The organism is Embleya sp. AB8, from assembly GCF_049739465.1.
GTDB lineage: Bacteria > Actinomycetota > Actinomycetes > Streptomycetales > Streptomycetaceae > Embleya.
Window position 1 is genome coordinate 18,727 of sequence record NZ_JBMHHY010000015.1, and the last position, 23,569, is coordinate 42,295.

Below are 23,569 nucleotides of genomic sequence, written 5' to 3' on the forward strand. Positions count from 1 at the left end.
CGGCGCCGTAGCCGAGCTGATGGGTGGCGCGGATCTGATCCGGAGTCAGCTCCAGCCCCCAGGTGAGGTAGAGGGCGTAACCCGCCGGGCCGAGCGCCAGCCACTCCCAGCGTTGCCCGTCCAGCGCCACCAGCGCGACCACGAGCAGCGTGTACCAGGGGTAGGCCGGGGTCAGTACGAACAACATGCCACCGGTCAGCGTGAGGGCGCCGTGCCAGGGCCGGTCGGGATCGGACCGGGCGACGACGAGCAGGGCGAGGGCGAGCAGTACGACGACGGCCGCGTACGGGGTGACGTCGACCGGCAACACCAGGCCGAGCAGACCGAACCGCGCGCCGTCGTCGTAACGTTCCTCCTTCAGATAGCCGGGCAGGTAGCCGAGCACGGCGGGACCGGCGGCGAGCATGTGCGGCAGATAGACGAGTACGACGGTGAGCACCGCCGAGCCGAGCAGCCGGAGCGGGGCCCGGCGCAGCCCGCCGGCCAACGCCGCGGCGGGGAACATCTTGGTCGCCCCGGCGCCGCCGATCAGCACGCCGCCCAGGATCGGCCGGCGGCCGGCGACCGCGGCGAGCCCGAGCACCATCAGCAGCACGCCGAGCACGTCGACGTGCGCGTTGTTGCCCGCCTCCAACGCGACCATCGGGCACCACGCCCACCACACCGCGTGTCTGGGATCGCCGCCGAACCGGCGCAGCAGCAGGAGCAGCGCGACGGTGACCACGATCGCCAGGAACGCGGCCGCGGCCTGGACGGGTTCCCGTCCGCCGGGCGGGGTGGCCAGGTGGACGAGCCAGTAGTACGCCTCGGCCACCGGCGGATAGATGGTGTGCACGTCGGGCCGATTGATCCGGGTGCACGCGCCGTCCGGGAGCGGGTGCCTGAACCACCCGCGACACTCGCCGTTCGCGACCTTCGGGAACAGCCAGTCGTCGCGGAAGCCGGCCACCTGTGGGTCCATCGGGGCGTGTGCGTACGGCGATCGGCCCGCCGCCTGGACGCGCCCGTCGAACGCGTAGCGGTAGGCGTCGTCGCTGGTCTGCGGCGCGGCGCCGGCGGCCAGGATCGGCAGCGCCACCGCGCCGACCAGGATCAGGAGCACCGCGCGGCGCACCGGGAGCCGGTGCACCAGGTACGCGCCGAGGGCGAACAGGGCCCAGGCGGTGCCGTATACGACGTATACGCCGGTGCTGCCGGGATGCGTCCAGGGGCCGTACACCGCGAAGCCGACGGCGCCGGCGAGGGCGAGGCCGGTGGTGGCGGCGGTGATGGTGAGCGCGGTGGTCGTGGGCATGTGGGGGCCTGTCGGTGGGGATGGCGAGTTCGGGCCGGCGGGGCGCGGGTTCGTCGGTCGAGGGGTCAACTCCGGCGCAGGGCCGCGAAGGCGCGGGCCGTGTGGGTCCAGGTGTCGGCCACGGTGAAGGCGTGTACCGGGGCCAGGCGGTGCAGGGCCGGGGTGCCGAGTCTGGCCCAGCGGAAGGCGCCGCCGTGGCTGCCTCGGGCGTCCTCGACCCGGGCCGCGAAACGTTCGTGTACGTCCTGGGCGTCGGTCTCGACCAGGAGCAGGCCGCCGGGCGCGAGCAGGGCATGGATGCGGTCGAGCAGTCGGCCGGGGTCGCCGCCGATGCCGATGTTGCCGTCGGCGAGCAGCGCGACCGCCCAGCGGCCCTCCCCGGGCAGCGGCTCGAACACCGAGCGGCACAGCGCGCTCGCGCCGGCGGCCCGGGCGCGGGCGACCGCCGCCGGGATCAGGTCCACCCCGAGCGCGGCCACACCCCGCCGGGTCAGCGCGGCGGCCAGCCGACCCGGGCCGCAGCCGACGTCCAGGGTGGGGCCGGTACATCGGGTCAGCAGCGTGTCGTCGGCGGCGTCCGGCTCGGCGCACCAGCGGGCCAGTTCGAGGCGTTGCCGACGACCGCCGTGCCGGCGCAGGTAGAGCGCGCCGCCGTCGCGCAGCGCGCTCGTGTACGGGTCGGCCGGCGCGCCGCGTTCGGGTTCGCGGACCAGGGTCATGCGTACACCCCGCCGCCGAGCAGCGCGCGGGCCACGCCGGCGCAGTGCGTGTCGGGGATCTCGCGGGTGACCGCGGCCAGATCGGCGACCGTGTCGATGTCGGTCAGCGTCGGCAGGTCGCGCACCTGCAGTCCGGCGGCCAGCAGTCGGGCACGCTGGACGGCGCCGGTCTCGGGCACCGACATCGGCACGCCCGGGAACACCGAGGGATCCGGCTCGCGCAGGCCGATCGCCCAGAACCCGCCGTCCGCGGCCGGGCCGAACCACGCGTCGGCGCCGGCCCAGTCGACGGTCAGCAGGTCGGGGGTGACCTGCGGGGTATCCATGCCGATCAGCAGGGTCGGCCCGACGCGGCCGGCGAACGCGGCGGCCAGGCGCTGATCGAGGCCGCCGCACCCCTGCGGCACCACCTCGAAGCCGGCCGGCAGCCAGGGCCCGGGTTCGCCGGCCAGGACCAGGACCCGGCGGCGGGCGGGCGTGGCCAGGACGGCGGCGAGGGTGTCGGTGAGCGCGGCCTCGGCCACCGCGGCGGCCTGGTTCGGGGTCAGCGGCGGGGTCAGTCGGGTCTTGGCCCGGCCCGGGACGGGTGCCTTGGCGATCACCAGGAGCGTGGTCGGGGACGTGGTCATCCCACCCGCCCCGGGGCGGCGAGTACCGCGCTCATGTCGCGGACCGCGGTGAGCGTGCCGCGGACCGTGCCGGTGACCTTGGAGCGGCCCGCGCGCGGCAGGTAACACACGTCCACCTCGGCGATCCGCCAGTGCGCGTCGGCCGCGCGGACCACGGTCTCCAGCGGATAGCCGGAGCGCCGGTCGACCACGGCAAGGGCCAGCAACTCGGCGCGCCGGGCGGCCCGCATCGGGCCGACGTCGTGCAGCCGCGCGCCGGTCCGCCCGCGCAGCCGGCGGGCCAGTACGGCATTGGCCAGGCGCGCGTGCGGCGGCCAGGCGCGCAGGGTCTGCGGGCGGCGCCGGCCGAGCACCAGGTCGGCGTCGCCGGCGAGCACGGGGTCGGCGACCGACGGCAGTTGTGCCGGGTCGAGGGAGGCGTCGCAGTCGCAGAAGCAGACCACGGGCGCGGTCGCGGCGAGCAGCCCGGCGTGGCACGCGGCGCCGAACCCGCGCCGCGGCTCGACCACGACGAGGGCGCCGAGCGACCGGGCCAACTCGGCCGAGTCGTCGCGCGAGCCGTTGTCCACGACGACGGCGCGATAGCCGGCGGGCATCCGGCCGAGCACCCAGGGAAGGGCGTCGGCCTCGTCGAGGCAGGGCAGCACGACGTCCACGAGGTGCTCGGCGGGTTGCCGGTCCGGCCGTCCGGCGGGGCGGGCGGCCGGTGGTGCGAAGTGGTGCCCGGGCGGCTCGGCGGGCGGCGCGGAGGGGTGCCGGGGCGGCCCGGGCCGCTCGGCGGGCTGCTGGGCGGGCTGCGCTGAGGAGGCGTCCATGCGGCTCACGCTAGGTACGGGTGGGCCGGATATCCGGACACGACGTGCTTACGAAGTACTGACGTCGCCCGGATGCGGCCGTGTGGGTTACGAGCCCCTTACGGATCCACCCCGCGCCGGAATCATCCCTCTTCGCGCACCTACACTCGCCCGCATGAAGGTGCTCGTCGTCGACGACGACCCGACCGTGGCCGAGGTCGTCGTCGGCTATCTCGAACGTGCCGGGTTCGGCACGACCCACGCCGCCGACGGGCCGACCGCACTCGACCTGGCGTTCGCCGAGATGCCCGATCTGGTGGTGCTGGACCTGATGTTGCCGGGCATGGACGGCCTGGACGTCTGCCGCCGGCTGCGCGAACGCGGTCCGGTCCCGGTGGTGATGCTGACCGCGCTGGGCGACGAGGGCGATCGGGTGCTCGGCCTGGAGGTCGGCGCGGACGACTACGTCACCAAGCCGTTCAGCCCGCGCGAACTCGTCCTGCGCGTGCAATCGGTGCTGCGCCGGGTCAGCGGGCCGGCGCGGCCCGCCGCGACCGCGCCCTCGGTACTGCGGCACGCCGACATCGAGGTGGACACCGGCGCCCACCGGGTGCACCGCGCGGGCCGCGAACTGGCACTTACCGCACGTGAGTTCGACCTACTGTGCTTCTTCCTGGGCAGCCCGGGGCGGGCCTTCTCCCGGGCGGAGCTGATGCGCCGGGTCTGGGGCTGGGAGTTCGGCGACCAGTCCACGGTGACGGTGCATGTGCGGCGGCTGCGGGAGAAGATCGAGGACGACCCGGCCGCGCCTCGGCTGCTGGTCACGGTGTGGGGCGTGGGCTACCGGCTGGAGGTCGAACCCGGGTGCCCGTGACGGACTTCGCACTGATCTGCCTGATCGCGGCGGGCAGCGGCCTGGGGGTGACCCTGCTCGGCCTGCTGGGCCTGCGGGCACTGCGCAATCGTTCGCTCTCGGTCGCGTTGGCCGCGATGTCGGTGGTGACGATAGCCGGCATGGCGGCCGGTACGGTCGGCGTCTCCCAGGCGATGTTGTTGTCCTCGCACGACCTGACCGTGGTGATGGTCGTCTGCGCGGTGTCGGCGGTGCTGGCGATCGGCGTGGCGATGTTGCTCGGCCGCCCGGTGGTGGCCGACGTCCGGGCCCTGCGCGGTACCGCGCGGGCGCTCGCCGGCGGCGTCCCGGTACCGCCGCGCCGGGTCTCCGCGGTGGTCGAACTCGCGGAACTGGCCCGGGAGTTGGAGCGGGCGGGGGTACAACTGGCACAGTCGCGCGAACGCGAGCGCGCGGTCGAGCACGCGCGCCGCGAGCTGATCGCGTGGATCTCGCACGATCTGCGCACACCGCTGGCGGGCCTGCGGGCGATGGCCGAGGCGCTGGAGGACGGCCTGCCGGCGGATCCGGCCCGCTACCACCGCCGGATCCGCACCGAGGTGGATCGCCTGAGCGGCATGGTGGACGACCTCTTCGAGCTGTCCCGCATCCAGGCCGGCGCCCTGAAGCTGACCCTGGCCCGGGTCTCCCTCTACGACCTGGTGGCGGACGCGATGGCGGGTACGGAGGAGTTGGCCCGGTCCTGCTCGGTCCGGGTGGCCGGCGTGGGAATCGTCGCGGTGCCGGTTCGGGTGGACGGCCGGGAGATGTCGAGGGCGATCACCAACCTCCTGGTCAACGCGATCCGGCATACGCCGTCGGACGGGACGGTCGCGGTGGGGGTCCGGGCGGGGACGGACGAGGTGGTGGTGTCCGTCACCGACGCCTGTGGCGGCATCCCGGAAGAGGACCTGTCCCGGGTCTTCGAAACGGGTTGGCGCGGAACACACGCCCGGACACCGTCCCCGGGAGGCGGGGCGGGGTTGGGCCTGGCGATCGTCCGCGGCATCGTCGAGGCCCACGCGGGGCGGGTGGGGGTGGTGAACACGGGCGACGGGTGCCGCTTCGAGGTGCGGTTGCCGGTCGGGTAGGGCATGGGCCCGGTCCAGGGCTCAGGCTTCGGCGAACTCCGCCATTCCCGCGCCGAATTCGATTTCGGCCCGCCAGCCCAGTTCGGCGTTCAGCCGCTCGGCCGAGGCGGTGATGTGGCGGACGTCGCCCAGGCGGTATTCGGCCGTGGTGATCGGCGTCGGGCCGGCGTGCGCCTCGGCCAGCGCGGCGGCCATCTCGCCCACGGTGCGCGGGACGCCGGTGGCCACGTTGTAGGCGCGCAGGCCGGGCGCGGAGCGTTCCAGGGCGGCCAGGTTCGCCGTGGCCACGTCGCGTACGTGGACGAAGTCGCGGCGTTGGCCGCCGTCTTCGTAGACCCTCGGAGGCAGGCCGGCCCGGAGCATCGAGCGGAAGATCGCGGCCACCCCGGCGTAGGGGGTGTCCAGGGGCATCCTCGGGCCGTACACGTTGTGGTAGCGCAGCGCCGTGGCCACGCCACCGGTACTCCGCGCCCAGGCGCCGGCCAGGTGTTCCTGGGCAAGCTTGGTCGCGGCGTAGACGTTGCGCGGGTCGGGCGCGGCCTCCTCGGAGATCCGGCCCGGCGTCACGTCCCGGCCGCACAGCGGGCACGGCGGCTCGAACCGACCGGCCACCAGCGCCTCGACCGGGCGCGGCGCCGGCACCACGTCGCCGTGCTCGGCGCAGCGGCCCAGCCCCTCTCCGTACACGACCATCGAACTGGCCAGCACCAGACGCCCGATGCCCGCCCGCGCCATCGCGGCGAGCAGCACCGCCGTGCCCAGGTCGTTGCAACCGACGTAGTCCGGCGCATCGTTCAGGTCCAGGCCCAGGCCGACCTTGGCGGCCTGATGACATACCGCGTCGACCCCGACCAACGCCCGGTCCACCACCGCCGGATCGCGCACGTCCCCGCGTACCGAGTCCACGCCCGTCACCGGCGCGAGGTCGAGTACCCGCACCTCGTGCCCCGCCTCGGTCAGACATTCGACCACGTGCGATCCGATGAACCCGGCTCCGCCGGTGACCAGGATTCTCATACCCACCACGCTAGATCCGGCCATACCCCCACGACCCACCACACGCGCCGATGTCACCCGTTCGTAAGACCTGAACGACGCCGCACACCCGGCAGGCCGGGCCACGCCACCGCCCGACTCGCCTGGCTCGGCCCGCGACCCACGCCGCATGAGCCTCGCCCCGGCCCGACCGCTCGCTCCGCTCACGCCCCCGCCACGGTCCCGACCCTCACCCGTCCCCGTCACTCCGGCCCGGACCACGACCCACCCTCCCCGGCCCGACAGCGGCTACGACACAGCCCGACTCACCACACCTCGCCCGCGATTCGGACCTCCCCGAGCCGACTGCGAATCCGGCGCAGACTCTCCCCCGAGTCGCCGACGGACGCCACGACCCGGCGCGTCAACGCCCTCGGCTACGGCATGACCCGACACACCTCGCCGCACCCGCGATGCACGCTCCCCACCCCGGCTGCCCATCGACCGCAGGCCACCGACGGCCCCCACCCCCGGCGCGTCAGCGCCCACGAGATGAGCCCGCCCAAGTGATCGACGTGCGAAGCGCGGAGAGCGGCGGAGCCGCAAGTTCGGACGGTGTGGCCCGGAGCGAAGCGGAGGGACACGCCGTCCCGAGCGAGGTGCCACTTTTTTGCGGAGGAGCGAAGCGGGGGAGCAAAAAAGCGGTATCTCGCGAGCCGGCAGCGAAGCCGCCCAATAGAGCAGCTGCGAGACTGATCCCCATGCGCATCGTTGTACTTGCCGGCGGCATCGGTGGGGCCCGGTTCCTGCGGGGTCTCAAGGCGGCCGTTCCGGAAGCGGAGATCACCGTCGTCGGCAACACCGGGGACGACATCCACCTGTTCGGGCTCAAGGTGTGCCCGGACCTCGACACCGTCATGTACACGCTCGGCGACGGCATCAACGAGGAGCAGGGCTGGGGCCGCCGCGCCGAGTCCTGGAGCATTCGCGAGGAGATGGCCGCGTACGGCGTCGAGCCGACCTGGTTCGGGCTCGGCGACCGGGACTACGCGACGCACATCGTGCGGACCCAGATGCTCGCCGCCGGCTACCCGCTCTCGGCGGTCACCGAGGCGCTGTGCGCGCGGTGGCAGCCCGGCGTCCGGCTCGTCCCGATGAGCGACGACCGCGTGGAGACGCACGTGGTCGTCGACGACCCCGACAAGCCCGGGTCGCGCAAGGCGATCCACTTCCAGGAGTACTGGGTACGGCTGCGCGCCGCACCCACGGCACACGCGATCGTGCCGGTCGGGATCGAGACGGCCAAGCCCGCCCCGGGCGTGCTCGACGCGATCGCCGAGGCCGACCTGATCCTGTTCCCGCCGTCCAATCCGGTGGTCAGCATCGGCACCATCCTGGGTGTGCCGGGCATCCGGGAGGCCCTGGTCGCCGCCGAGGCGCCGGTGATCGGGTTGTCGCCGATCATCGGCGGCGCGCCGGTGCGCGGCATGGCCGACCGGGTCCTGGAGGCGGTCGGCGTGGAGACGAGCGCGGCGGCCGTCGCGCAGCACTACGGACCGGGCCTGCTCGACGGCTGGTTGGTGGACACCGCGGACGCCGAGGCGGTGCTCGCCGTCGAGGCGGCCGGCATCCCGTGCCGGGCGATCCCGTTGCTGATGACCGACGTCGAGGCCACCGCCGAGATGGCCCGCGCCGCGCTCGCGCTCGCGGAAGAGGTGCGCTGATGGGCGCCCCACCGCGTGGCTATTCGGTATACGGGGTGCCCGGCCTGCCGGAGATCGGCGAGGGCGCCGACCTGGCTCGGCTGATCGCCGACGCGGCGGCGGGGCCGGAAGGGCCCGGGCTGCTCGACGGCGACGTGCTCGTGGTGACCTCGAAGATCCTCAGCAAGGCCGAGGGGCAACTGCTGCGCGGGGTCGATCGGGAGAAGGTGATCGACGCCGAGGCGATCCGCGTGGTCGCCCGCAAGGGAGCGACCCGGATCGTGCAGACCCGGCACGGCTTCGTGATGGCGGCGGCCGGCGTGGACGCCTCGAACACCGAGCCCGGCACGCTGTTGCTGCTCCCGGAGGACTCGGACGCGTCCGCCCGGCGGCTGCGCGCGGAGTTGGCCGAACTGGTCGGCGTACGGGTGGGCATCGTCGTGTCGGACACCTTCGGGCGGCCCTGGCGCACCGGGGTCACCGATGTGGCGATCGGCGTGGCGGGGCTGGACGCGGTGGACGACCACCGGGGCCGGACCGACACGCACGGCAACCGGCTCGCGGTGACGATGACCGCCGTGGTCGACGAACTCGCGGGCGCGGGCGAGCTGGTCAAGGGCAAGGCGGGCGCGGTCCCGGTGGCGGTCGTGCGCGGCCTCGGGCATCTGGTCACCGACCCGGACGGCGCGGGCGTACGGCCGCTGGTGCGCGGGGCCGAGGACGACATGTTCCGGCTCGGGACCAGCGAGGCGCTCGGCGAAGGGGCGCGGAACGCGATCGCCGCGCGGCGGACGGTGCGTTCGTTCACCGACGAGGCGGTGGATCCGGAGGCGGTTCGGCGGGCGGTCGGCGCGGCGATAACCGCACCGGCGCCGCACCACACGGTGCCCTGGCGGTTCGTACTCCTGGAGAGCGCGGCGGCGCGGACCTCGCTGCTCGACGCGATGCGGTCGGCGTGGGTGGCGGATCTGCGTGCGGACGGGTTGGCCGAGGAGCGGATCGAGCGGCGGGTACGGCGGGGCGATGTGTTGCGGGGCGCGCCCTTTCTGGTGGTGCCGTGTCTGGTGACCGAGGGGGCGCACCCGTATCCGGATCCGGTGCGCACTCGCGCGGAGCGGGAGATGTTCACGGTCTCGGCGGGGGCCGCGGTGCAGAACCTGTTGATCGCGTTGACCTCGGAGGGGCTGGGGTCGGCGTGGGTTTCCTCGACGATGTTCTGCCCGGACGTGGTCCGGTCCGTCCTGGCGCTTCCGGCGCAGTGGGATCCGATGGGCGCGGTCGCCGTGGGGCACGCGGCGGCGGAGCCTCGGTCGCGACCGCCGCGGTCCGTCGACGACGTGGTTGTCGTGCGCTGAAGCCAAGGCGTTCCGAGAGGTGTACCCGCCCGCTCCACCCGTTGCTTCCGGTGCGGATGTTGCGGTTTCAGAGGCCTCGGGGCCGGCTGGTCCGGCCCCTTGGCCTTGCCGACGGCCCTACAAGGTCCGTCCCGTGAAGTGGGGACGCGGGGCGTAGCGCGGCGCTTTGCGCGGGGTCCTCGGCGCCGTCATGCGGATCAGCAAGGCTGCTCGGTGGCGGTTTCCCCCGTAGCAGGACAGGAGTTCGAGCATTTCCCGGTCGTCTGCCGGCTTTCCGGTCAAGGCGTGGCCGATGGTTTTGGGCAGGTGCAGGTCGCCCACCGACAGCGCGTCCGGGTCGCCGTGGGAGCGCTGCATGGTTTCGGCGGCGGTCCAGGCGCCGATTCCGGGGACCAGGCGCAGCAGGCGGGCCGCCTCGGGGTTGGCGACCGCCGCCGTGGCCTCCAGGCGGCTCGCCACCCGGGTCGCCTCGATCACCGTTCGGGAGCGGCGGCCGTCCACGCCGGCGCGGGCCCAGTCCCAGGAGGGGATCAGCGCCCAGGTACGGGCGTCGGGCACCACGCGCAGGCCGGCCGGCGCGGGACCGGGCGGCGCCTCGCCGTACTTGGCCAGCAGGAGCCGGTACGCCCGGCGGGCCTCGATCGTGGTGACCTTCTGTTCCAGGATCGAGGGCACCAGGGCGGCCAGGACGAGTGTGGTGCGCGGCATCCGCAGGCCCACGAAGCGGCGTTCGGCGTCGCGGACGATCGGGTGGTGGGCGACGAAGGCGCCCGGGTCGTCCTCGGCGCCGAGCAGCGTGGGCAGTGCGTCCAACTGCCACCCGGCGCCGGGCCCCCATGCGCTCGCCTCGATCTCGCCGGCCGCCGGCCGGTCGATCAGCCGCAGGGTGCAGGGCCCCTCGGGGGTGCGCGAGGTACGCCACACCGAGCCGTCGGTGCCCGCGTGGTAGGTCGGGTCGCTGTGCCCGCGCCGCAGTTGGCCGGCGGTCAGTCGCAGGTCGAGCGCGAAGCCCGGTCGCCATACGCGCCGGCGGGCACTCGGGGGCAACGGGCTCTCCTCGCGATCCGGGTTCGGACCGCCACGGTACCTTCCCGGTTTTGTGCCGATGTGCGCAGAGCAGACTTCAGCTATGCGGGTGATGGCGTTCGGCACGTATGACACGACCGTCCACCCCCGGGTGGGAATCCTCATCGAGGGCTTACGGCGCCACGGCATCGAGGTGGTGACCTGCAATGTTCCGCTGGGTCACATGGACGCCGGCCCGATGGTCCCGCCGCCCTCGGTGCATCCGGGCATCCCGCGTCAGCGCATCCGACACGCGCGGTGCATCGCGGAGCTGGTCGCCAAGGCCCGCCGCGCGCCGCGTCCGGACGTGGTGATCGTCGGGTATCAGGGCCGGCTCGACATCCAGATCGCCCGTCGGCTGTTCCCGCACGTACCGCTCGTGCTCGACCATCTGGAGAGTGTGGACGACGTCGCCGACCGACTGGGCCAGGCCGCGCAGGCCGAGTTGCGCAAGGTCGACCGGATCGAGCAGGCCGCGATCGCGGCGGCGCGCCTGGTGCTCGTGGACACCGAGGAGCATCGCCGGGTCCTGGCGCCGCAGCAACGCGACCGGGCCGTGGTCGTGCCGATCGGCGCCTCGTCGGTGTGGTTCGACGCGGGCCGCAAGGGCGCCGCGCCGGCGGAGGCGGCCGAGCCGACGGACGGCGTCGAGCCCACCGACCTGCGGGTGATCTCGTTCGGTCTCTACTCCCCCGTGCAGGGCGCACCGGTGATCGGCGCCGCGCTGAGTCGGCTGGACGGCTACCCGATCACGGTGACGATGATCGGCCGCGGCCTGCAGGCGCAGCGGACCCGGGATCTGGTCGGGCCGAACGCGCCCCGGGTGACCTGGCGGACCTGGGTGCCGGAGGCCGAACTGCCGCGCCTGGTCGCGGCCCACGACGTGTGCCTGGGGGTGTTCGGCACCGGCGCCAAGGCCCTGCGACTGGTGCCGAACAAGGTCTTCCAGGGCGCCGCGGCCGGTTGTGCGGTGCTCACCTCGGACACCGCGCCGCAGCGCCGACTGCTGGGCGCGGCCGGGTTGTTCGTCCCGGCGGGCGATTCCGACGCGCTGGCCGACGCGCTGCGCCGGTTGGCCCAGCATCCGCCGGAGGCGACCCGGCTGCGCGCGGCGGCGGTCGCCCTCGCGCGCGAGCGCTTCGTCCCGGAGGCGGTGGTCGAGCCGCTGGTGGACCGGCTCCGGGAGATCGTCGACAAGCGGCCCTGAGCCGGGCGCGGTCGCCGCGCCGGGTCAGCCGAGCCGGATGGCCACGTCGGTACGGATCGCGGGCAGCAGGTCGTAGAGGGCCTGGCCGGGGCACTCGGTGTTGAACGCGTCCCGGTGGCCGGAGATCACGTCGAACGTATGGGTCGAGCCCCTGGCGTAGCGGCTGCCGCTGTCCGACGAGGTCAGCGTGACCCGGCCGCGGGGGTCGCGGCCGTGGGTACCCAGCTTCCAGGCGAGCACCGTGGAGATGGCGATCAACATCCGCGCGGGCGGCTCGGCGGAGGTGTAGGTGCCCATCGCGGCCACGCCCATGCTGTCCGTATTGAAGCCGAGCGTATGCGCGCCCAGGACCGGCTTGTCGACGCCGCCGGCGCGGCCCTCGAAGATGGTGCCGCACTTGTCCACCAGGAAGTTGTAGCCCACGTCGGCCCAGCCGTTGCTCTTGACGTGGTAGCGGTAGATCGACCGGAGCACCTTGGGCGAGTCCTCACACGTGAAGTCGTTGCCGTCGGCGGTGTGGTGGACGAATGCGGCCCGCACGGTGTTGGTGTACTTGAACTTCTCGTCCCGCAGCGATTCGTCGGCGCCCCAGTCCCGGCGCGCGACGATCTTCGGCGCGACCACCCGGCCGTCGGCCGCGCGGGCCTCGGCGCGCGGCGCCCGGGCCGGGCCGGGCGGCAGGCGATCGGCGATCGACTCGCCGGGGTCGATCAGTTCGGCGCGCAGGTCGCGCGGCGCCGCGCCGGTGAGCACGCCGACCCGGATCTGCACGCCGTCGGAGCGGCCCGCCCAGAACGGTTCGGTGCCGCCTCGGGTCCGGCTCGCGCCGTCGCCGAGGTCCTCCCCCTCGGAGTGCAGCGCGCGCCACGGGCTCCACACTCCGCCGGTACGGGTCCGCGCGTGCACCACGACCCGCTCGCCCGCGTCCGGATCGGCCCAGGTGACGCCGAGCAACGAGTAGCCGGCGGTGCGGCGTTGGGCGGTGAGTACCTCGGTCCGGCCCGCGCGCGGCGCGCCCGCGTCGGGCGCCTGTTCGATGCCGGCCAGCGGGAGGGTGACCGTGGAACCGGGGGTGCTCGGTCGCGAATCGGCCTGCGCGGGTGGGCCGGCGAGCACGGCGGGTACGGCGAGGGCGGCGATCGACAGCGCAATTCTGGTGTACACGGGCGGACCCTCCATGGTGCGGCGGTCAAGCCCTACGCGTGCCCACCCCTCAATGATTTTCGTACTAATTACGGTAATTACACCCATTTGCCCCAGCGGTTCGCCCGCTCGGTAGGCTGAACGCATGCTCAGCACCCCGGTCGATCAGTTGCGCTCCGCGCTCGCCGCCGACTCCGCGCGGCCGTTCACCACCTTCTACGACGATGCCACCGGCGAGCGCGTCGAGTTGTCCGTCGCGACGTTCGACAACTGGGTCGCCAAGACCGCGAATCTGCTGCGCGACGACCTGGCGGTGGAGCCCGGCGCGCGGGTGTCGCTGCTGCTGCCCGCGCACTGGCAGACCCAGGTGTGGCTGCTCGCGGCCTGGTCGTTGGGCCTGGTGGTGACCTTCGACGGGGATCCCGCCGGCGCCGATGTGGTGGTGTCGGGGCCGGACACCCTCGAGCGCGCGGCGACCTGCCCCGGCGAGCGGGTCGCCCTGGCACTGCGGCCGATGGGCGGGCGCTTCCCCACGCCGCCCGCCGGGTTCCTGGACTACGCGGCCGAAGTGGCCGGGCACGGCGACCGGTTCGTCCCCGACGGCCCGGTGCCGGCGGACGCGGTCGCGCTGGCGGAGGACGGACGCACGTATACCGCCGGCGAACTGGCCGCGCGGGGCGAGGCCGCTGCCCGGGAGTGGAATCTGGTGCCGGGCGACCGGGTGCTCACCTCGTTGAGCTTCGCCCGATCGGGTGGATTGCGCGCGGGCCTGCTCGCGCCGCTGGCCGCGTCCGTACCCGTCGTCGTATGCCGTCACCTGGACGAATCCCTCCTGGAGCGGCGCATCGAGGCAGAGCGGGTCACCCGCGCCGTCACCCGTCCGCCGGCCGGCCCATGACAAGACGGGGCACGCTGCGCTCTCGTGGGCCCGACCGCCCGTAGTGGTGCCGTGCCCGTGGTGCCCGTTACACCGACGCGCCGGCCGAGTGGGGTCGCGGCGGCTGCGGGCGTCGTGGGGTCGCCGGCCGGCGGCGGAGCGAGCGAATCGGCCAAAGCGCCGGTCCGGGCGCAGACTCGGGACGGGGATCAGGACATCTGCACGGCGAACTGACGGCGTGTCATCCCATTCGTGGTGAGACGCCCCACCTCCGGGGTCGATCCGGGGGTCGCGCACGGTAGCGTGCTCGCCGATGTGCGGCCCGCTCCGCCACGTCCTGTTGCCGCCCCACCAGGTGACCTGTGTCACACGGGCGACGGGGTACGCAACTCGCTGAAGTGGCGGCACGTCTAACAGAACAACGGCCGCCCCACGCGCGGTTCGTCGCTCTTGATCAGCGTTGGGCGCCTTGGGGAAAGAAGCAGACACGACGTGAGTGACAACGAACGGGCCGGCAAGCAGGCCGAACCCGGTCGGGACGCGAGCCCGGAAACGACGCCCGACGCCCCGACCGACCCCGAGATACCGACAACACCCCCGCCGGCGCAGCCGAAACCGACGGCGGACCCGGCCGCGGCGGGGCCCGGGACGCCCGGGGCTGCGGCCGAACCGGCGGCGGCCGACGGGGTCGTGGCAGACGGCGACGCGACACCTTCGGCCGAGCGGGTGGCGGCGGCCGACGCCGAGCCCGGACCGGACGGGGCAGGCGAGGCCGAGCCGGGCGAGGCGGCCGACGCGCAGCCGAGCGAGGGCGGCGTGGCCGCTGCGGCCGAGGCCGAGCCGGGCGAGGCCGGGGGGACCGGGGCAGGCCAGGCCGGCAAGGCCGAACAGGCCGCCGCCGTCGAGGCCGCGCGGGGCGAGGTGGAAAGCGCCGATGTGGTCGAGGCCGCACCGGGCGAGGCCGGTCAGGCCACCGACGCGCAGCCGAGCGAGGCCGACATTGCGGCCGAGCAGGAGGAGGCCGCCGACGCGAGTCGGGCCGTCGTACCCGAGCAAAGTGGCGCGGTTCCGGTCGAGTCGGGCAACGTCGCGCAGGCCGACGCGGTCCCCGCCGAGCCGCTCGCCGCCGCCGTGGCCGCGATGGCCGCCGCCGGCCCGGATGCGGCGCCGGATCGGTTGTCGCGGCGGGATCGGCGGCGGCGAATATACAAGCGGGTGCTGATCGGCGTCGCCGTCGGCGTCACGCTGTGCGTGGTGGCCGGCAGCGTCGTGGTCTACACGCTCTACCGCAAGCTGGACGGCAACATCACCACCGAGGACCTGACCGCGAAGCTGGGCCCGGAGCAGGAACGCCCACCGGTCGTGGTGCACAACGCGACCAACATCCTGCTGATCGGCTCGGACGACCGCAGCGGCGCCAACAAGGCGTACGGCGATGTCGGCGAGGGCACCGCGCGCTCCGACACCACGATCCTGTTGCACCTGGCCGCCGACCGGAAGAGCTCGGTGGCGGTCAGCATCCCGCGCGACCTGATGGTCGACATCCCCTCCTGCGTACGCCCGGACGGCAGCAAGGCGCGCGCGTTCCGCGACCAGTTCAACTCCTCGTTCGAGGTCGGCGGCGCGGCCTGCGCGATCAAGACCATCGAGCAGATGACGAAGGTGCGCGTCGACCACCACATCACGGTCGACTTCTCCGGCTTCAAGGACATGGTCAACGCGGTGGACGGCGTCGAGGTGTGCCTGAGCAAGCCGCTGCACGACACCGCCGCCAAGATCGACCTGCCGGCCGGCAAGCAGAAGCTCGACGGCGAGCACGCGCTCGGCTACGTGCGTGCCCGCAAGAACATCGACGACGGCAGCGACACCCAGCGGATGACCCGGCAGCAGCGTTTTCTGGCCGCGCTCGTCAAGAAGGTCAAGGTCGGCGACATGCTGACCCAGCCGTGGAAGTTGTACAACCTCCTCGACGCCGGAACCCGGTCGATCACCGCCGACCCGGGGCTGGACTCGCTCAAGGAGCTGATGGACCTGTCCGACAGCGTCAAGGGCATCCCGAACGACAAGGTCGCGTTCCTGACCGTGCCCCGGCAGCCGTACCGGTTCAACACCGACCGCGACGAGCTGGTCCAGCCCAAGGCGGACCGGCTGTTCGAGGCGATCCGCCTGGACCGGGTCGCGGTCGGCCCGGCGGCGGCCGGCAAGGACGAGAACGGGTTCGAGAACAACGGCGACGTGCGGATCGAGCAGCCGGCCACGCCGACCGCACCGACCTCGCCGACCTCGGGCACCGGGAAGCCGAAGACCACCCCGCCGGCCGCTGGCCCCGATCCGGCCGACTCCCCCACACCCTCGTCGACTTCCACCGGCGACCCCACGTCCACCGACGGCGGCACCCCGGCGACCAAGCCGATCTCGGCCGCGGACCCGAGCGCGCTCGTCACCGTCTCGGGACGCACCGCGGAACAGGACGTGTGCGCGGGCTGATTCAGCGACACCGCAGCAGGGAGGGCCGGGCCGCCGCCGATGGACGGCGGTCCCGGCAGGTCGCCGAAGGGGATTCGACACATGGGCACGGACGCGGATACCGGGGTCGGGGAGCCTGCGGCCCCCGACGAACGGGGCATACGCAGCAAGAGCACTGTGCGGAAGCGGCTCAAATGGGTCGCGATCTCCGTGGTCGGCGTCCTGGTGATCCTGGCCGGCAGCGCCTACGGGTACATCCAGTACCTGAACGGCAAGCTGCACCACACCCAGATCACCGCGGACAGGGCCGGCCGACCACCGGCGGCCCCGAAGGACGCGCAGGGCCGAAGTCCGATGAACATCCTGCTGATCGGCAACGACAGCCGGATCGGCGAGGGCCGGCGCTACGGCGACGAGGGGCACGAGGGGCTCGCCGACGTGGCGATCCTGATGCACCTGTCCGCCGACCGCTCCAACGCCACGCTGGTGAACATCCCCCGGGACACGATGGTCGACATCCCGCGCTGCGAGATCGGCAAGGGCAACGACAAGAAGGTCACCGAGGCCCGGTTCGGCCAGTTCAACGACAGCTTCCGCAGCATCGGCGCGTCGTGCACGGTGGCCACCGTGGACCGGATGCTCCAGGTCCGCATCGACCACTACATCGAGGTCGACTTCAAGGGCGTGCGGAATCTGACCGACGCGGTCGGCGGCGTGCCGATCTGCCTCGACGCGCCGATCCACGACCCGGTGTTGTCCGGCTCGCGCGGCGGTACCGGCCTGGACCTGCCGGCCGGACCGAACAACCTCGGTGGTGACGACGCGCTGCAATTCCTGCGCGCCCGGCACGCGTTCGGCGACGGCAGCGACCTGGCCCGGATCGAGGCGCAGAAGGTCTTCCTGGGGTCGCTGGCCCGCGAGCTGAAGAACAACGCGAAACTCACCAACGTGGACGGCCTGTTCCGGATCGCGAACAGCGCGGTGGGTGCGCTGACCGTGGACAACGACCTCGCGGGCGTGGACAAGCTGATCGACCTGGCCGACGAGATCAAGAAGGTGCCGGAGAAGCGGATGGCCTTCGCCACGCTGCCGACCGAGACCTACCGACCGGCCCCCGATCAGGTCCAGCCCCAGCGGCCGGCCGCGGACAACCTGTGGGCCACGATCCGCGCGGACCGGCCGTTGACCGGCGGCGATCCCGCCGGTGCGCCGCCGGTCGCGCCGGTGAGCACGACGCCGCCCGCGGCACCGCGGACGATCGCGCCGAGCGATGCGGCGCAGATCAGCGTGACGGTGGACTCCGGCAACACCAGGAAGCGGCTCACCCCGGTGGTCGAGGCACTCAAGCAGCAGGGTTTCCAGGCCACTTCGGGCGCGAGCATGCCGGACGGCCGGGAACACGCGAACAGTCGGATCACCTATCCCGACGGCAAGCAGGATCAGGCCAAGGCGATCGCCACGGCGCTGAGCCTGCCGGAGACCGCCCTGGAGCAGGCTCGGCCGGGCGACACCACGATCAAGGTGTTGATCGGCGCGGATCTGCCCGACGGCGGCACCGGCACCGGCGCCCCCGGGAGCACCACGACCGCCGGCCCCGACCGGGCGCCGCCGGAACCGCCCAAGGCCGCCGACCTGAACCTGCGGACGGCCGACGACACGAAGTGCGCCTCACCGCGCAAGAAGCAGTAGTACCAAGGCGATTCGACCGAGGAGTTCGCGGCGGGACGGATGCGAGAGCACCCGTCCGCGACCCCCTCGGCCCACCCGCTGACGAAGGATCAGGAAAACTCGGACCGGGGTTCGTACCTTTTCCGCCGATCCGGGTGTCAGGACTTCGCAGTCTCCGTGACCATGGCGGAATCTCGCCGGTTAGGGTGGCTGCTTCCAAACCGACCATCACGTAACACCGTCGGGTTCCGTGCGGACGACTCCGGAGTCCCGGTGTCGCCCATGAGGACCGCGCACAGCCGGGGGGACCGTGCGGCGGGCAAAGCCGGAGGGAATCTCGGCGTGAACAGAGGGAACGGGCCGCACCGTGGCGGGTCCGGGGACAACGATCCCCTGGGCGGCATGGACGACGCGGATGTCGCGGACATGTGGGTGATGAACCCGGACACCGGCAGCTTCGAGCTGCGGGCACCGGGCTCCGCCGCCGGCGCGGGCGCTGCGACCGGTGCCACCGGTGCCGACGTCCCCGGGGCGGCCCGGCCGCGCGGGCGGGCGGGCGACGCCGAGGGGCGCCGTCCGTCGGCGGTGGCCGCGGCCTCGGGTCGGGACGACGACTCCCGAACACGCCGCGGCGAGCGGGCCGATGCCGCTCCGGCCGGGCGGGCGGGCGCCCGGAACGGCACCTCGGGCAAGGGCAGGGGCGACGCGGCGAACCGCCCGAAGAGCAAGGTGAAGAAGCGCCTCAAGTGGATCGCGATCTCGGTGGTCGGCCTGCTCGTGGTGCTGGCGGGCAGTGCGTACGGGTACCTCAAGTATCTGGACAGCAAGATAACCACCACCGCGCGCAACGCGGGCAGCGAGGGTGTACCCAAGGCCGAGGAGGACGAGTTCGGGCGCAAGCCGCTGAACATAGTGCTGATCGGCAATGACAGCCGTAAGGGTCTGGGCAAGCAGTACGGCGCGGCCGAACACACCGAGGGCCTGGCCGACGTCACGATCCTGATGCACGTATCGGCCGACCGCAGCAATGCGACGCTGGTCAGCATCCCGCGCGACACCATGGTGCAGATACCCAAGTGCGTCGTGGATGGAAAAACGTATCCTCCGTCCAAAGGCCCGCAATCGTTCAACGAGAGCCTGACCAACGGCGGTCCGCCGTGCACGGTGTCCACGGTGGACCGCATGCTCGGGGTCCAGGTCGACCACTACATCATGATCGACTTCACCGGCGTGAAGAAGATGACCGACGCCGTCGACGGCGTGGACATGTGCATCTCGGAGCCGATCAACGACCCGGTCCTGCCGAACCAGGGCGGCGGCACGGACCTCAAGCTCGACGCGGGCAACCAGAACCTCAGCGGCGAGACCGCGCTCAAGTTCCTGCGCGCCCGGCACGCCTTCGGCGACGGCAGCGACCTGGCGCGGATCAAGGCGCAGAAGGCCTTCCTCATGTCGCTCACCCGCAAGCTCAAGAGCAGCGCGTCGCTGACCAACGTCGAGGGCATGTTCCGGATCGCCAACATCGCGGTGGAGTCGCTGACCGTGGACAACGGCCTGGGCGGGGTGAACAAGCTGATCTCGCTGGGCAACCAGCTGAAGAAGGTCCCGGAGAAGCGGATGGCGTTCACCACGCTGCCGATCGAGGAATACCCGCCGATGGCCAAGTCGAAGGTGCAGCCCAAGCAGCCCGAGGCGAACAATCTGATGGCGATGTTGCGCACCGACACCCCGCTCACCAAGGACGACAAGCCCGCGGCCGAGCAACCCCCGCCGGCGGCCACGACGCCCGAGCCGCCGAAGATCGACCCGGCCACGGTCAAGGTCGACGTACGCAACGGCAGCGGCGTGAGCAAGCGGGCCAACGAGATCACCGCCGACCTGGTGGGCCGCAAGTTCGTCGCGGTGAGCGCGGGCAACGCCAGGGACGGAAAGACCCACGCGACCAGCACGATCACCTACCCGAAGGGCCGCCTGGACGCCGCCAAGGCCCTGGCCGCCGCAACGGGCTTGGCCGACGGCGCCCTGATCGAGAGCACGTCCACGACGGTGACCCGCTTCGAACTCCTGATCGGCAAGGACTACCCGGCCACGGCTCCCCCGAACACGGCAACCGCACCCACCGATCCGCCGAAGAACATCGACCTGGAAACGGCCGACAAGAATGTCTGCGCGCCGAAGAAGAGCCGCTGACCGAACAACCGTCGACCCACCACCCGGCCGGCCGCACCCTCGTCGCGGAGGTCGGCCGGGGATCGGCCGACGGGCGTTCCCCCACTCGCACTTGTGGGCGGAACCTTTCGGCCGGGGGATCGTTGGCGTCGGCATGACGATGACTGTCGGACGTACGGCCTTGGCCCTGTCGGCCGGGTTTGCCGGCCTGGTGCTCGCGGGTGCCCCCGGTGCCGCCCAAGCGCATCCGGTCTCGCCCGATTCGGGGCGGGTCGCGGGTGATCGGGTTTCCATCGATTCGACCGTGTGGGCGGCGGGGGACGGAACGCTCACGGTTTCCGGAACCTATCGGTGTGCCCCCGTACATACCGGACGGGTGTTGGTCGGTGGCAGTGTCGATCAGGCCGCGCACCATGCCGCGATGACCGGCACCGTGGCCACCTGCGACGGCAACGAGCACGCGTGGCGCACCGGTGAGAAGCAGTCCATCCCGTTCCTTCCGGGAACCGCGACCGGGGACGCCTCCATGCTCGAACTACAGGCCCGGGACGGGCTGGTCCCGGTGGCGACCCACGTCCTCGCGACCGACTCCCACGACGTGGAGATCAAGCAGGCGTAGTCGCCCGCCACCCGCCGTCCGGAGCCTGGTCGTGGGGCTCCGGGCGGCGGACGGCTTGGGCGGCGCCGCCCGCTCGGCTCAGCCCTTCGCCAAGTCGTCCCGGAGGTCGGTGATTTCCTGGGTCGTCTTGATGCCTGCCGTCTCGCAGACCGCCAGCGCCGCGTCCAGGCGGGCCAGTGCCGCCGGTCCCTCGTCCAGGCCGAACGCCTCGATTCGGGCGGCCAGTTGCACCGCGTCCAGATAGGCGTCGGCCTCCTCCGGCAGCAGCGGAAGGTACGCCGTCGCCGCCCGGTCGGCCTCCGTACGAGCCGGGTGCAGGCGGTCGGCCCGAGCCAGCAGGTGTGCCAACTGGTGGTGCGTACCCGCCCGTTCCTCGGCCACCAGGTCGGCCTCCGCACCCTCCCCCGCCAACTCCCGCAGCGCCTCGCCGAACAGCGCCAGCGCCCGGTCCACCCCCGAGGGATCCTCCCGGTCCGCGGCACCCGCGATCGTCCACGCCTGCGCCCGCAACGCGCGCACCGTCTCCCGGACCTGCCCCTCGGCGCGCAGCAGTTCGATCGCCCGCCCGAACGCCGCCTGCGCCTGCGGGGCCATCCCCGCGTCGTCGAGCGCGTGCGCCGCCGCCACCGCGATCTCCGCCTGGGTGGCCCGATCGGCGAACCTGGCGGCGGCCTCGGCGGCCATCGACAGATGCCGGGCCGCGTCCCGGGTGTCCCCGATCCGGCGCAGGCACAGGCCCAGCGCCCAACGCTCGTGCATCGCGTGCTCGGCGCCGTGGTGCGCCTCGATCTCCGGCAGCAACTCCTCCAGGATCGCCGCCGCTTCCGCATCCCGACCGAGCCCGAACAACATGCCCACCGCGCCGCGTCGGCAGGCCGCCGCCATCTCCGGATCGTCCTCGTCGTCGAAGACGTGCGCCGCTTCCAGCGCGAACGGCAACGCGTCCTCGGGCCGGTCCTGCGCGCCGATCGTGTTGGCCAGCATGGTCAGCGCGTGGCCGACCGGGAACTGCGGCTCGGGGTAGCAGGCCGCCGTCTCCAGCGCGCCGCGCATGTCCGCCTCGGCCGCCGCCGGGTCACCCAGTTGCATTCGCACCTGACTGCGCAGGAACAGCGGTCGGCAGGCCAGCCAGGGGCGTTCGGCGGCGCGGCACAGCTCGATGGCGGCGCTCAGGTCGGCCTCGGCGTCCTGCGTACGCTCCGCCTGCAACGCCCGCTCGGCCCGGATGTGCAACGCCGCCGCCTGCCGATGCCGCAGGCCGTGCTCGCGGCCCAAATCGTGCAGCGCGGTCAGCACGTCGTCCACGTCGTCGGCCTCGCTCGCCAGCGCCACGATCGCCCGGTGGTGCAGGACCAGCGCGAGCGGCGCCGCGTCGCCGGCCACCAACTCGGCGGCCTCGGCCTCGGCCGCGTCGAACAACTCGGCCGCGTCCGGCTCCTCGGCCCGATACCGGGCCATCGCCACCCGCACCTCGGCGCCCACCGCCCGCCCCGGCGCGTCCACCGCCCGATATCCGGCCGCGGCCCGGGTCAGCGCCGCGACACCCGCCGCGAACTCGCCCTCCTCGGCCAGCTCGACGCCCTCCGCCTCGGCGATCGCCGCGAGCGCGAAGGCATCGACATCCCCACCCTCGGCCCGCGCCGCCGCCGCGTAGTCCCGCCACGCGGCGTCCGCACGCGGATGCCCCTGTGCATCCAACTCCCGTGCGTACGAAAGCAGTTCGGCAGTCGAAGCAGCGCCCGAAGCGGCACCGGAGGCGACCCCGGCACCCGGGGAAACCGCAGCCGGCTCCGCCACCCGCAGCGAACGCAGCCCCAACGGCAGCGACTTCGCCACCGGCGCCGCCGCCAACCGCCGGCGCACCCGGGAACTCACCGCGTCGTTCGTATTGCGCGCGTCGAACCGCGCGGTGATCTCGAAGAGTTCGCGCTCGACCACCTCGCGCAGCGCGCCCGCCGTGGTGTCCTCGAACACCACCAGCTCCGGCCCGCCGACCGCGACCAACCGGCGCAACAACACCGCGACGCCGGCCAGGAAGTCGGAGTGATCCGACGGGTCGCTCTGCGGACGCGAGAGCCAGGCCCGGTGTTCGGCCAGGATCTCGATCCCGCGACCCTCGTTGCCGGTCAGCGCGCAGAACTCGATGTGCTCCGCGACCGCCGCATACGTACTCACCTTGCCGCGCACCGACCGGTAGCCGCGCAGGTGGTGTGCCCGCGCCCGATCCGGCTCGCCCTCGCGCACCAGCGGCAACATCGACGTGGCGAGCGAGACCTGCGGCTCCTCGGCGCAGGTCAGCGCGCCGTCCAGGGTGGGGGCGAGCAGCTCCAGCGCGTCCGCGTCCCGGCCCTGGGCGATCAACCACCGGGCCTGTTCCCGCCGTTCGCACGCGTCACAGTCGGCGAGCCGATCCCGATCGGCGGCCAGCCACGCGTCGAACGCCTCGGTGCTCTCGGCGTCCGCGCCCAGGTGCCGGGCCAGGTAGAACCGGCTCTGATGCACCGGGCGCAGGCTGTGCCCGGCCGTTCGGTAGCGGCGCTCCATGTCGGCCAGATAGCCGCGGATCGCGGGCAGCGGCACCTCGGGCACCGAAAGCAACGAACTGGTGATCCATTTCAGATCCCAGAACAGATGATGCGTCAGCTGCTCGTCGAAGCCCTCGGGGTGCTCGTCCCACAGCCGGAGCAGGCGGGACAGCGGCACCGGTGTGCGTGGTGACTCGCCGCCGTAGTTGTACGCGGTGATCAGTCGCAGCAGCGCCCACGCGAGGTTCTCGTCGTTGCCCATCCGCTCGGCCACCGCGACCAGTTCCTCCGCGCGGGCGGTGCGGGCCTTGCCGTAGGGCTGTTCCTCGTTCGTGTCCAGGGCAGCGAAGAACCCGGCGTCGTCACGGATTTCCATGC

The 23,569-nt window shown here is 73.0% G+C and carries 17 protein-coding genes and 1 pseudogene; 10 read left to right on the forward strand and 8 right to left on the reverse strand.

Annotation, left to right across the window (positions count from 1 at the left end; translation table 11 throughout):
- Nucleotides 1-232 precede the first annotated feature (232 nt).
- The 4 genes and pseudogenes from ABIA38_RS22695 to ABIA38_RS22710 form a co-directional block, all read right to left on the reverse strand.
- Nucleotides 233-1,294: pseudogene (locus tag ABIA38_RS22695) on the reverse strand (glycosyltransferase 87 family protein); the annotation flags it as partial.
- A gap of 65 nt (nucleotides 1,295-1,359) precedes the next feature.
- Entirely contained in the window at nucleotides 1,360-2,013 is a 654-nt protein-coding gene (locus ABIA38_RS22700; protein ID WP_424640602.1) for a methyltransferase domain-containing protein, read from the reverse strand.
- Nucleotides 2,010-2,642: a TIGR04282 family arsenosugar biosynthesis glycosyltransferase gene (locus tag ABIA38_RS22705; protein WP_424640603.1), complete on the reverse strand. Its 633-nt coding sequence runs from the start codon at nucleotides 2,640-2,642 to the stop codon at nucleotides 2,010-2,012. The genes ABIA38_RS22700 and ABIA38_RS22705 overlap by 4 nt, the downstream gene beginning before the upstream one ends.
- Nucleotides 2,639-3,238, reverse strand: coding sequence for a glycosyltransferase family 2 protein (locus ABIA38_RS22710; protein ID WP_424640825.1), 600 nt, complete (start codon nucleotides 3,236-3,238; stop codon nucleotides 2,639-2,641). The genes ABIA38_RS22705 and ABIA38_RS22710 overlap by 4 nt, the downstream gene beginning before the upstream one ends.
- Nucleotides 3,239-3,611: 373 nt before the next feature.
- Here ABIA38_RS22710 and ABIA38_RS22715 point away from each other — a divergent pair, with 373 nt between their 5' ends.
- Both ABIA38_RS22715 and ABIA38_RS22720 read left to right on the forward strand, forming a co-directional pair.
- The gene (locus tag ABIA38_RS22715) at nucleotides 3,612-4,310 is read left to right on the forward strand and encodes a response regulator transcription factor (RefSeq protein ID WP_424640604.1); all 699 of its coding nucleotides are present in this window, start codon (nucleotides 3,612-3,614) and stop codon (nucleotides 4,308-4,310) included.
- Nucleotides 4,307-5,419 (forward strand): sensor histidine kinase, encoded by a 1,113-nt coding sequence (locus ABIA38_RS22720; protein ID WP_424640605.1) that lies wholly within the window; start codon nucleotides 4,307-4,309, stop codon nucleotides 5,417-5,419. Before ABIA38_RS22715 ends, ABIA38_RS22720 begins: the two co-directional genes overlap by 4 nt.
- Before the next feature lie 21 nt (nucleotides 5,420-5,440).
- Here the strand turns inward: ABIA38_RS22720 and ABIA38_RS22725 are convergent, their stop codons facing one another.
- Nucleotides 5,441-6,436 (reverse strand): NAD-dependent epimerase/dehydratase family protein, encoded by a 996-nt coding sequence (locus ABIA38_RS22725; protein WP_424640606.1) that lies wholly within the window; start codon nucleotides 6,434-6,436, stop codon nucleotides 5,441-5,443.
- A gap of 719 nt (nucleotides 6,437-7,155) precedes the next feature.
- Between ABIA38_RS22725 and cofD the strand changes: the two genes are divergently transcribed.
- Nucleotides 7,156-8,118 (forward strand): 2-phospho-L-lactate transferase, encoded by a 963-nt coding sequence (gene cofD / locus ABIA38_RS22730; RefSeq protein ID WP_424640607.1) that lies wholly within the window; start codon nucleotides 7,156-7,158, stop codon nucleotides 8,116-8,118.
- Entirely contained in the window at nucleotides 8,118-9,452 is a 1,335-nt protein-coding gene (locus ABIA38_RS22735) for a coenzyme F420-0:L-glutamate ligase (protein ID WP_424640608.1), read from the forward strand. Before cofD ends, ABIA38_RS22735 begins: the two co-directional genes overlap by 1 nt.
- A gap of 117 nt (nucleotides 9,453-9,569) precedes the next feature.
- Here ABIA38_RS22735 and ABIA38_RS22740 read toward each other — a convergent pair whose 3' ends face one another.
- Nucleotides 9,570-10,499, reverse strand: coding sequence for a DNA-3-methyladenine glycosylase family protein (locus ABIA38_RS22740; protein ID WP_424640609.1), 930 nt, complete (start codon nucleotides 10,497-10,499; stop codon nucleotides 9,570-9,572).
- A gap of 82 nt (nucleotides 10,500-10,581) precedes the next feature.
- On the opposite strand from ABIA38_RS22740, the gene ABIA38_RS22745 reads away from it, so the two are divergent.
- A complete protein-coding gene (locus ABIA38_RS22745; RefSeq protein WP_424640610.1) occupies nucleotides 10,582-11,724 on the forward strand; it encodes a glycosyltransferase family 4 protein in 1,143 nt (380 codons plus the stop codon).
- Nucleotides 11,725-11,748: 24 nt separating this feature from the next.
- Here the strand turns inward: ABIA38_RS22745 and ABIA38_RS22750 are convergent, their stop codons facing one another.
- Nucleotides 11,749-12,888: a peptidoglycan recognition protein family protein gene (locus ABIA38_RS22750; RefSeq protein WP_424640611.1), complete on the reverse strand. Its 1,140-nt coding sequence runs from the start codon at nucleotides 12,886-12,888 to the stop codon at nucleotides 11,749-11,751.
- 124 nt (nucleotides 12,889-13,012) lie between these two features.
- Between ABIA38_RS22750 and ABIA38_RS22755 the strand changes: the two genes are divergently transcribed.
- From ABIA38_RS22755 to ABIA38_RS22775, 5 genes are all read left to right on the forward strand, one after another.
- Nucleotides 13,013-13,765, forward strand: coding sequence for a TIGR03089 family protein (locus ABIA38_RS22755; RefSeq protein ID WP_424640612.1), 753 nt, complete (start codon nucleotides 13,013-13,015; stop codon nucleotides 13,763-13,765).
- Nucleotides 13,766-14,236: 471 nt separating this feature from the next.
- Complete coding sequence (locus tag ABIA38_RS22760; protein ID WP_424640613.1) at nucleotides 14,237-16,231, forward strand: LCP family protein; 1,995 nt, start codon at nucleotides 14,237-14,239, stop codon at nucleotides 16,229-16,231.
- Between the two features lie 81 nt (nucleotides 16,232-16,312).
- The gene (locus ABIA38_RS22765; protein ID WP_424640614.1) at nucleotides 16,313-17,899 is read left to right on the forward strand and encodes an LCP family protein; all 1,587 of its coding nucleotides are present in this window, start codon (nucleotides 16,313-16,315) and stop codon (nucleotides 17,897-17,899) included.
- Nucleotides 17,900-18,280: 381 nt separating this feature from the next.
- Nucleotides 18,281-20,068: an LCP family protein gene (locus ABIA38_RS22770; RefSeq protein WP_424640615.1), complete on the forward strand. Its 1,788-nt coding sequence runs from the start codon at nucleotides 18,281-18,283 to the stop codon at nucleotides 20,066-20,068.
- Nucleotides 20,069-20,207: 139 nt separating this feature from the next.
- Complete coding sequence (locus tag ABIA38_RS22775) at nucleotides 20,208-20,666, forward strand: DUF6299 family protein (RefSeq protein WP_424640826.1); 459 nt, start codon at nucleotides 20,208-20,210, stop codon at nucleotides 20,664-20,666.
- A 78-nt stretch (nucleotides 20,667-20,744) separates the two neighbouring features.
- On the opposite strand, the gene ABIA38_RS22780 is transcribed toward ABIA38_RS22775, so the two are convergent.
- Nucleotides 20,745-23,567 carry a hypothetical protein gene (locus ABIA38_RS22780; RefSeq protein ID WP_424640616.1) on the reverse strand — a complete coding sequence of 941 codons (2,823 nt, stop codon included), beginning with the start codon at nucleotides 23,565-23,567 and terminating at the stop codon, nucleotides 20,745-20,747.
- Nucleotides 23,568-23,569: the final 2 nt, after the last annotated feature.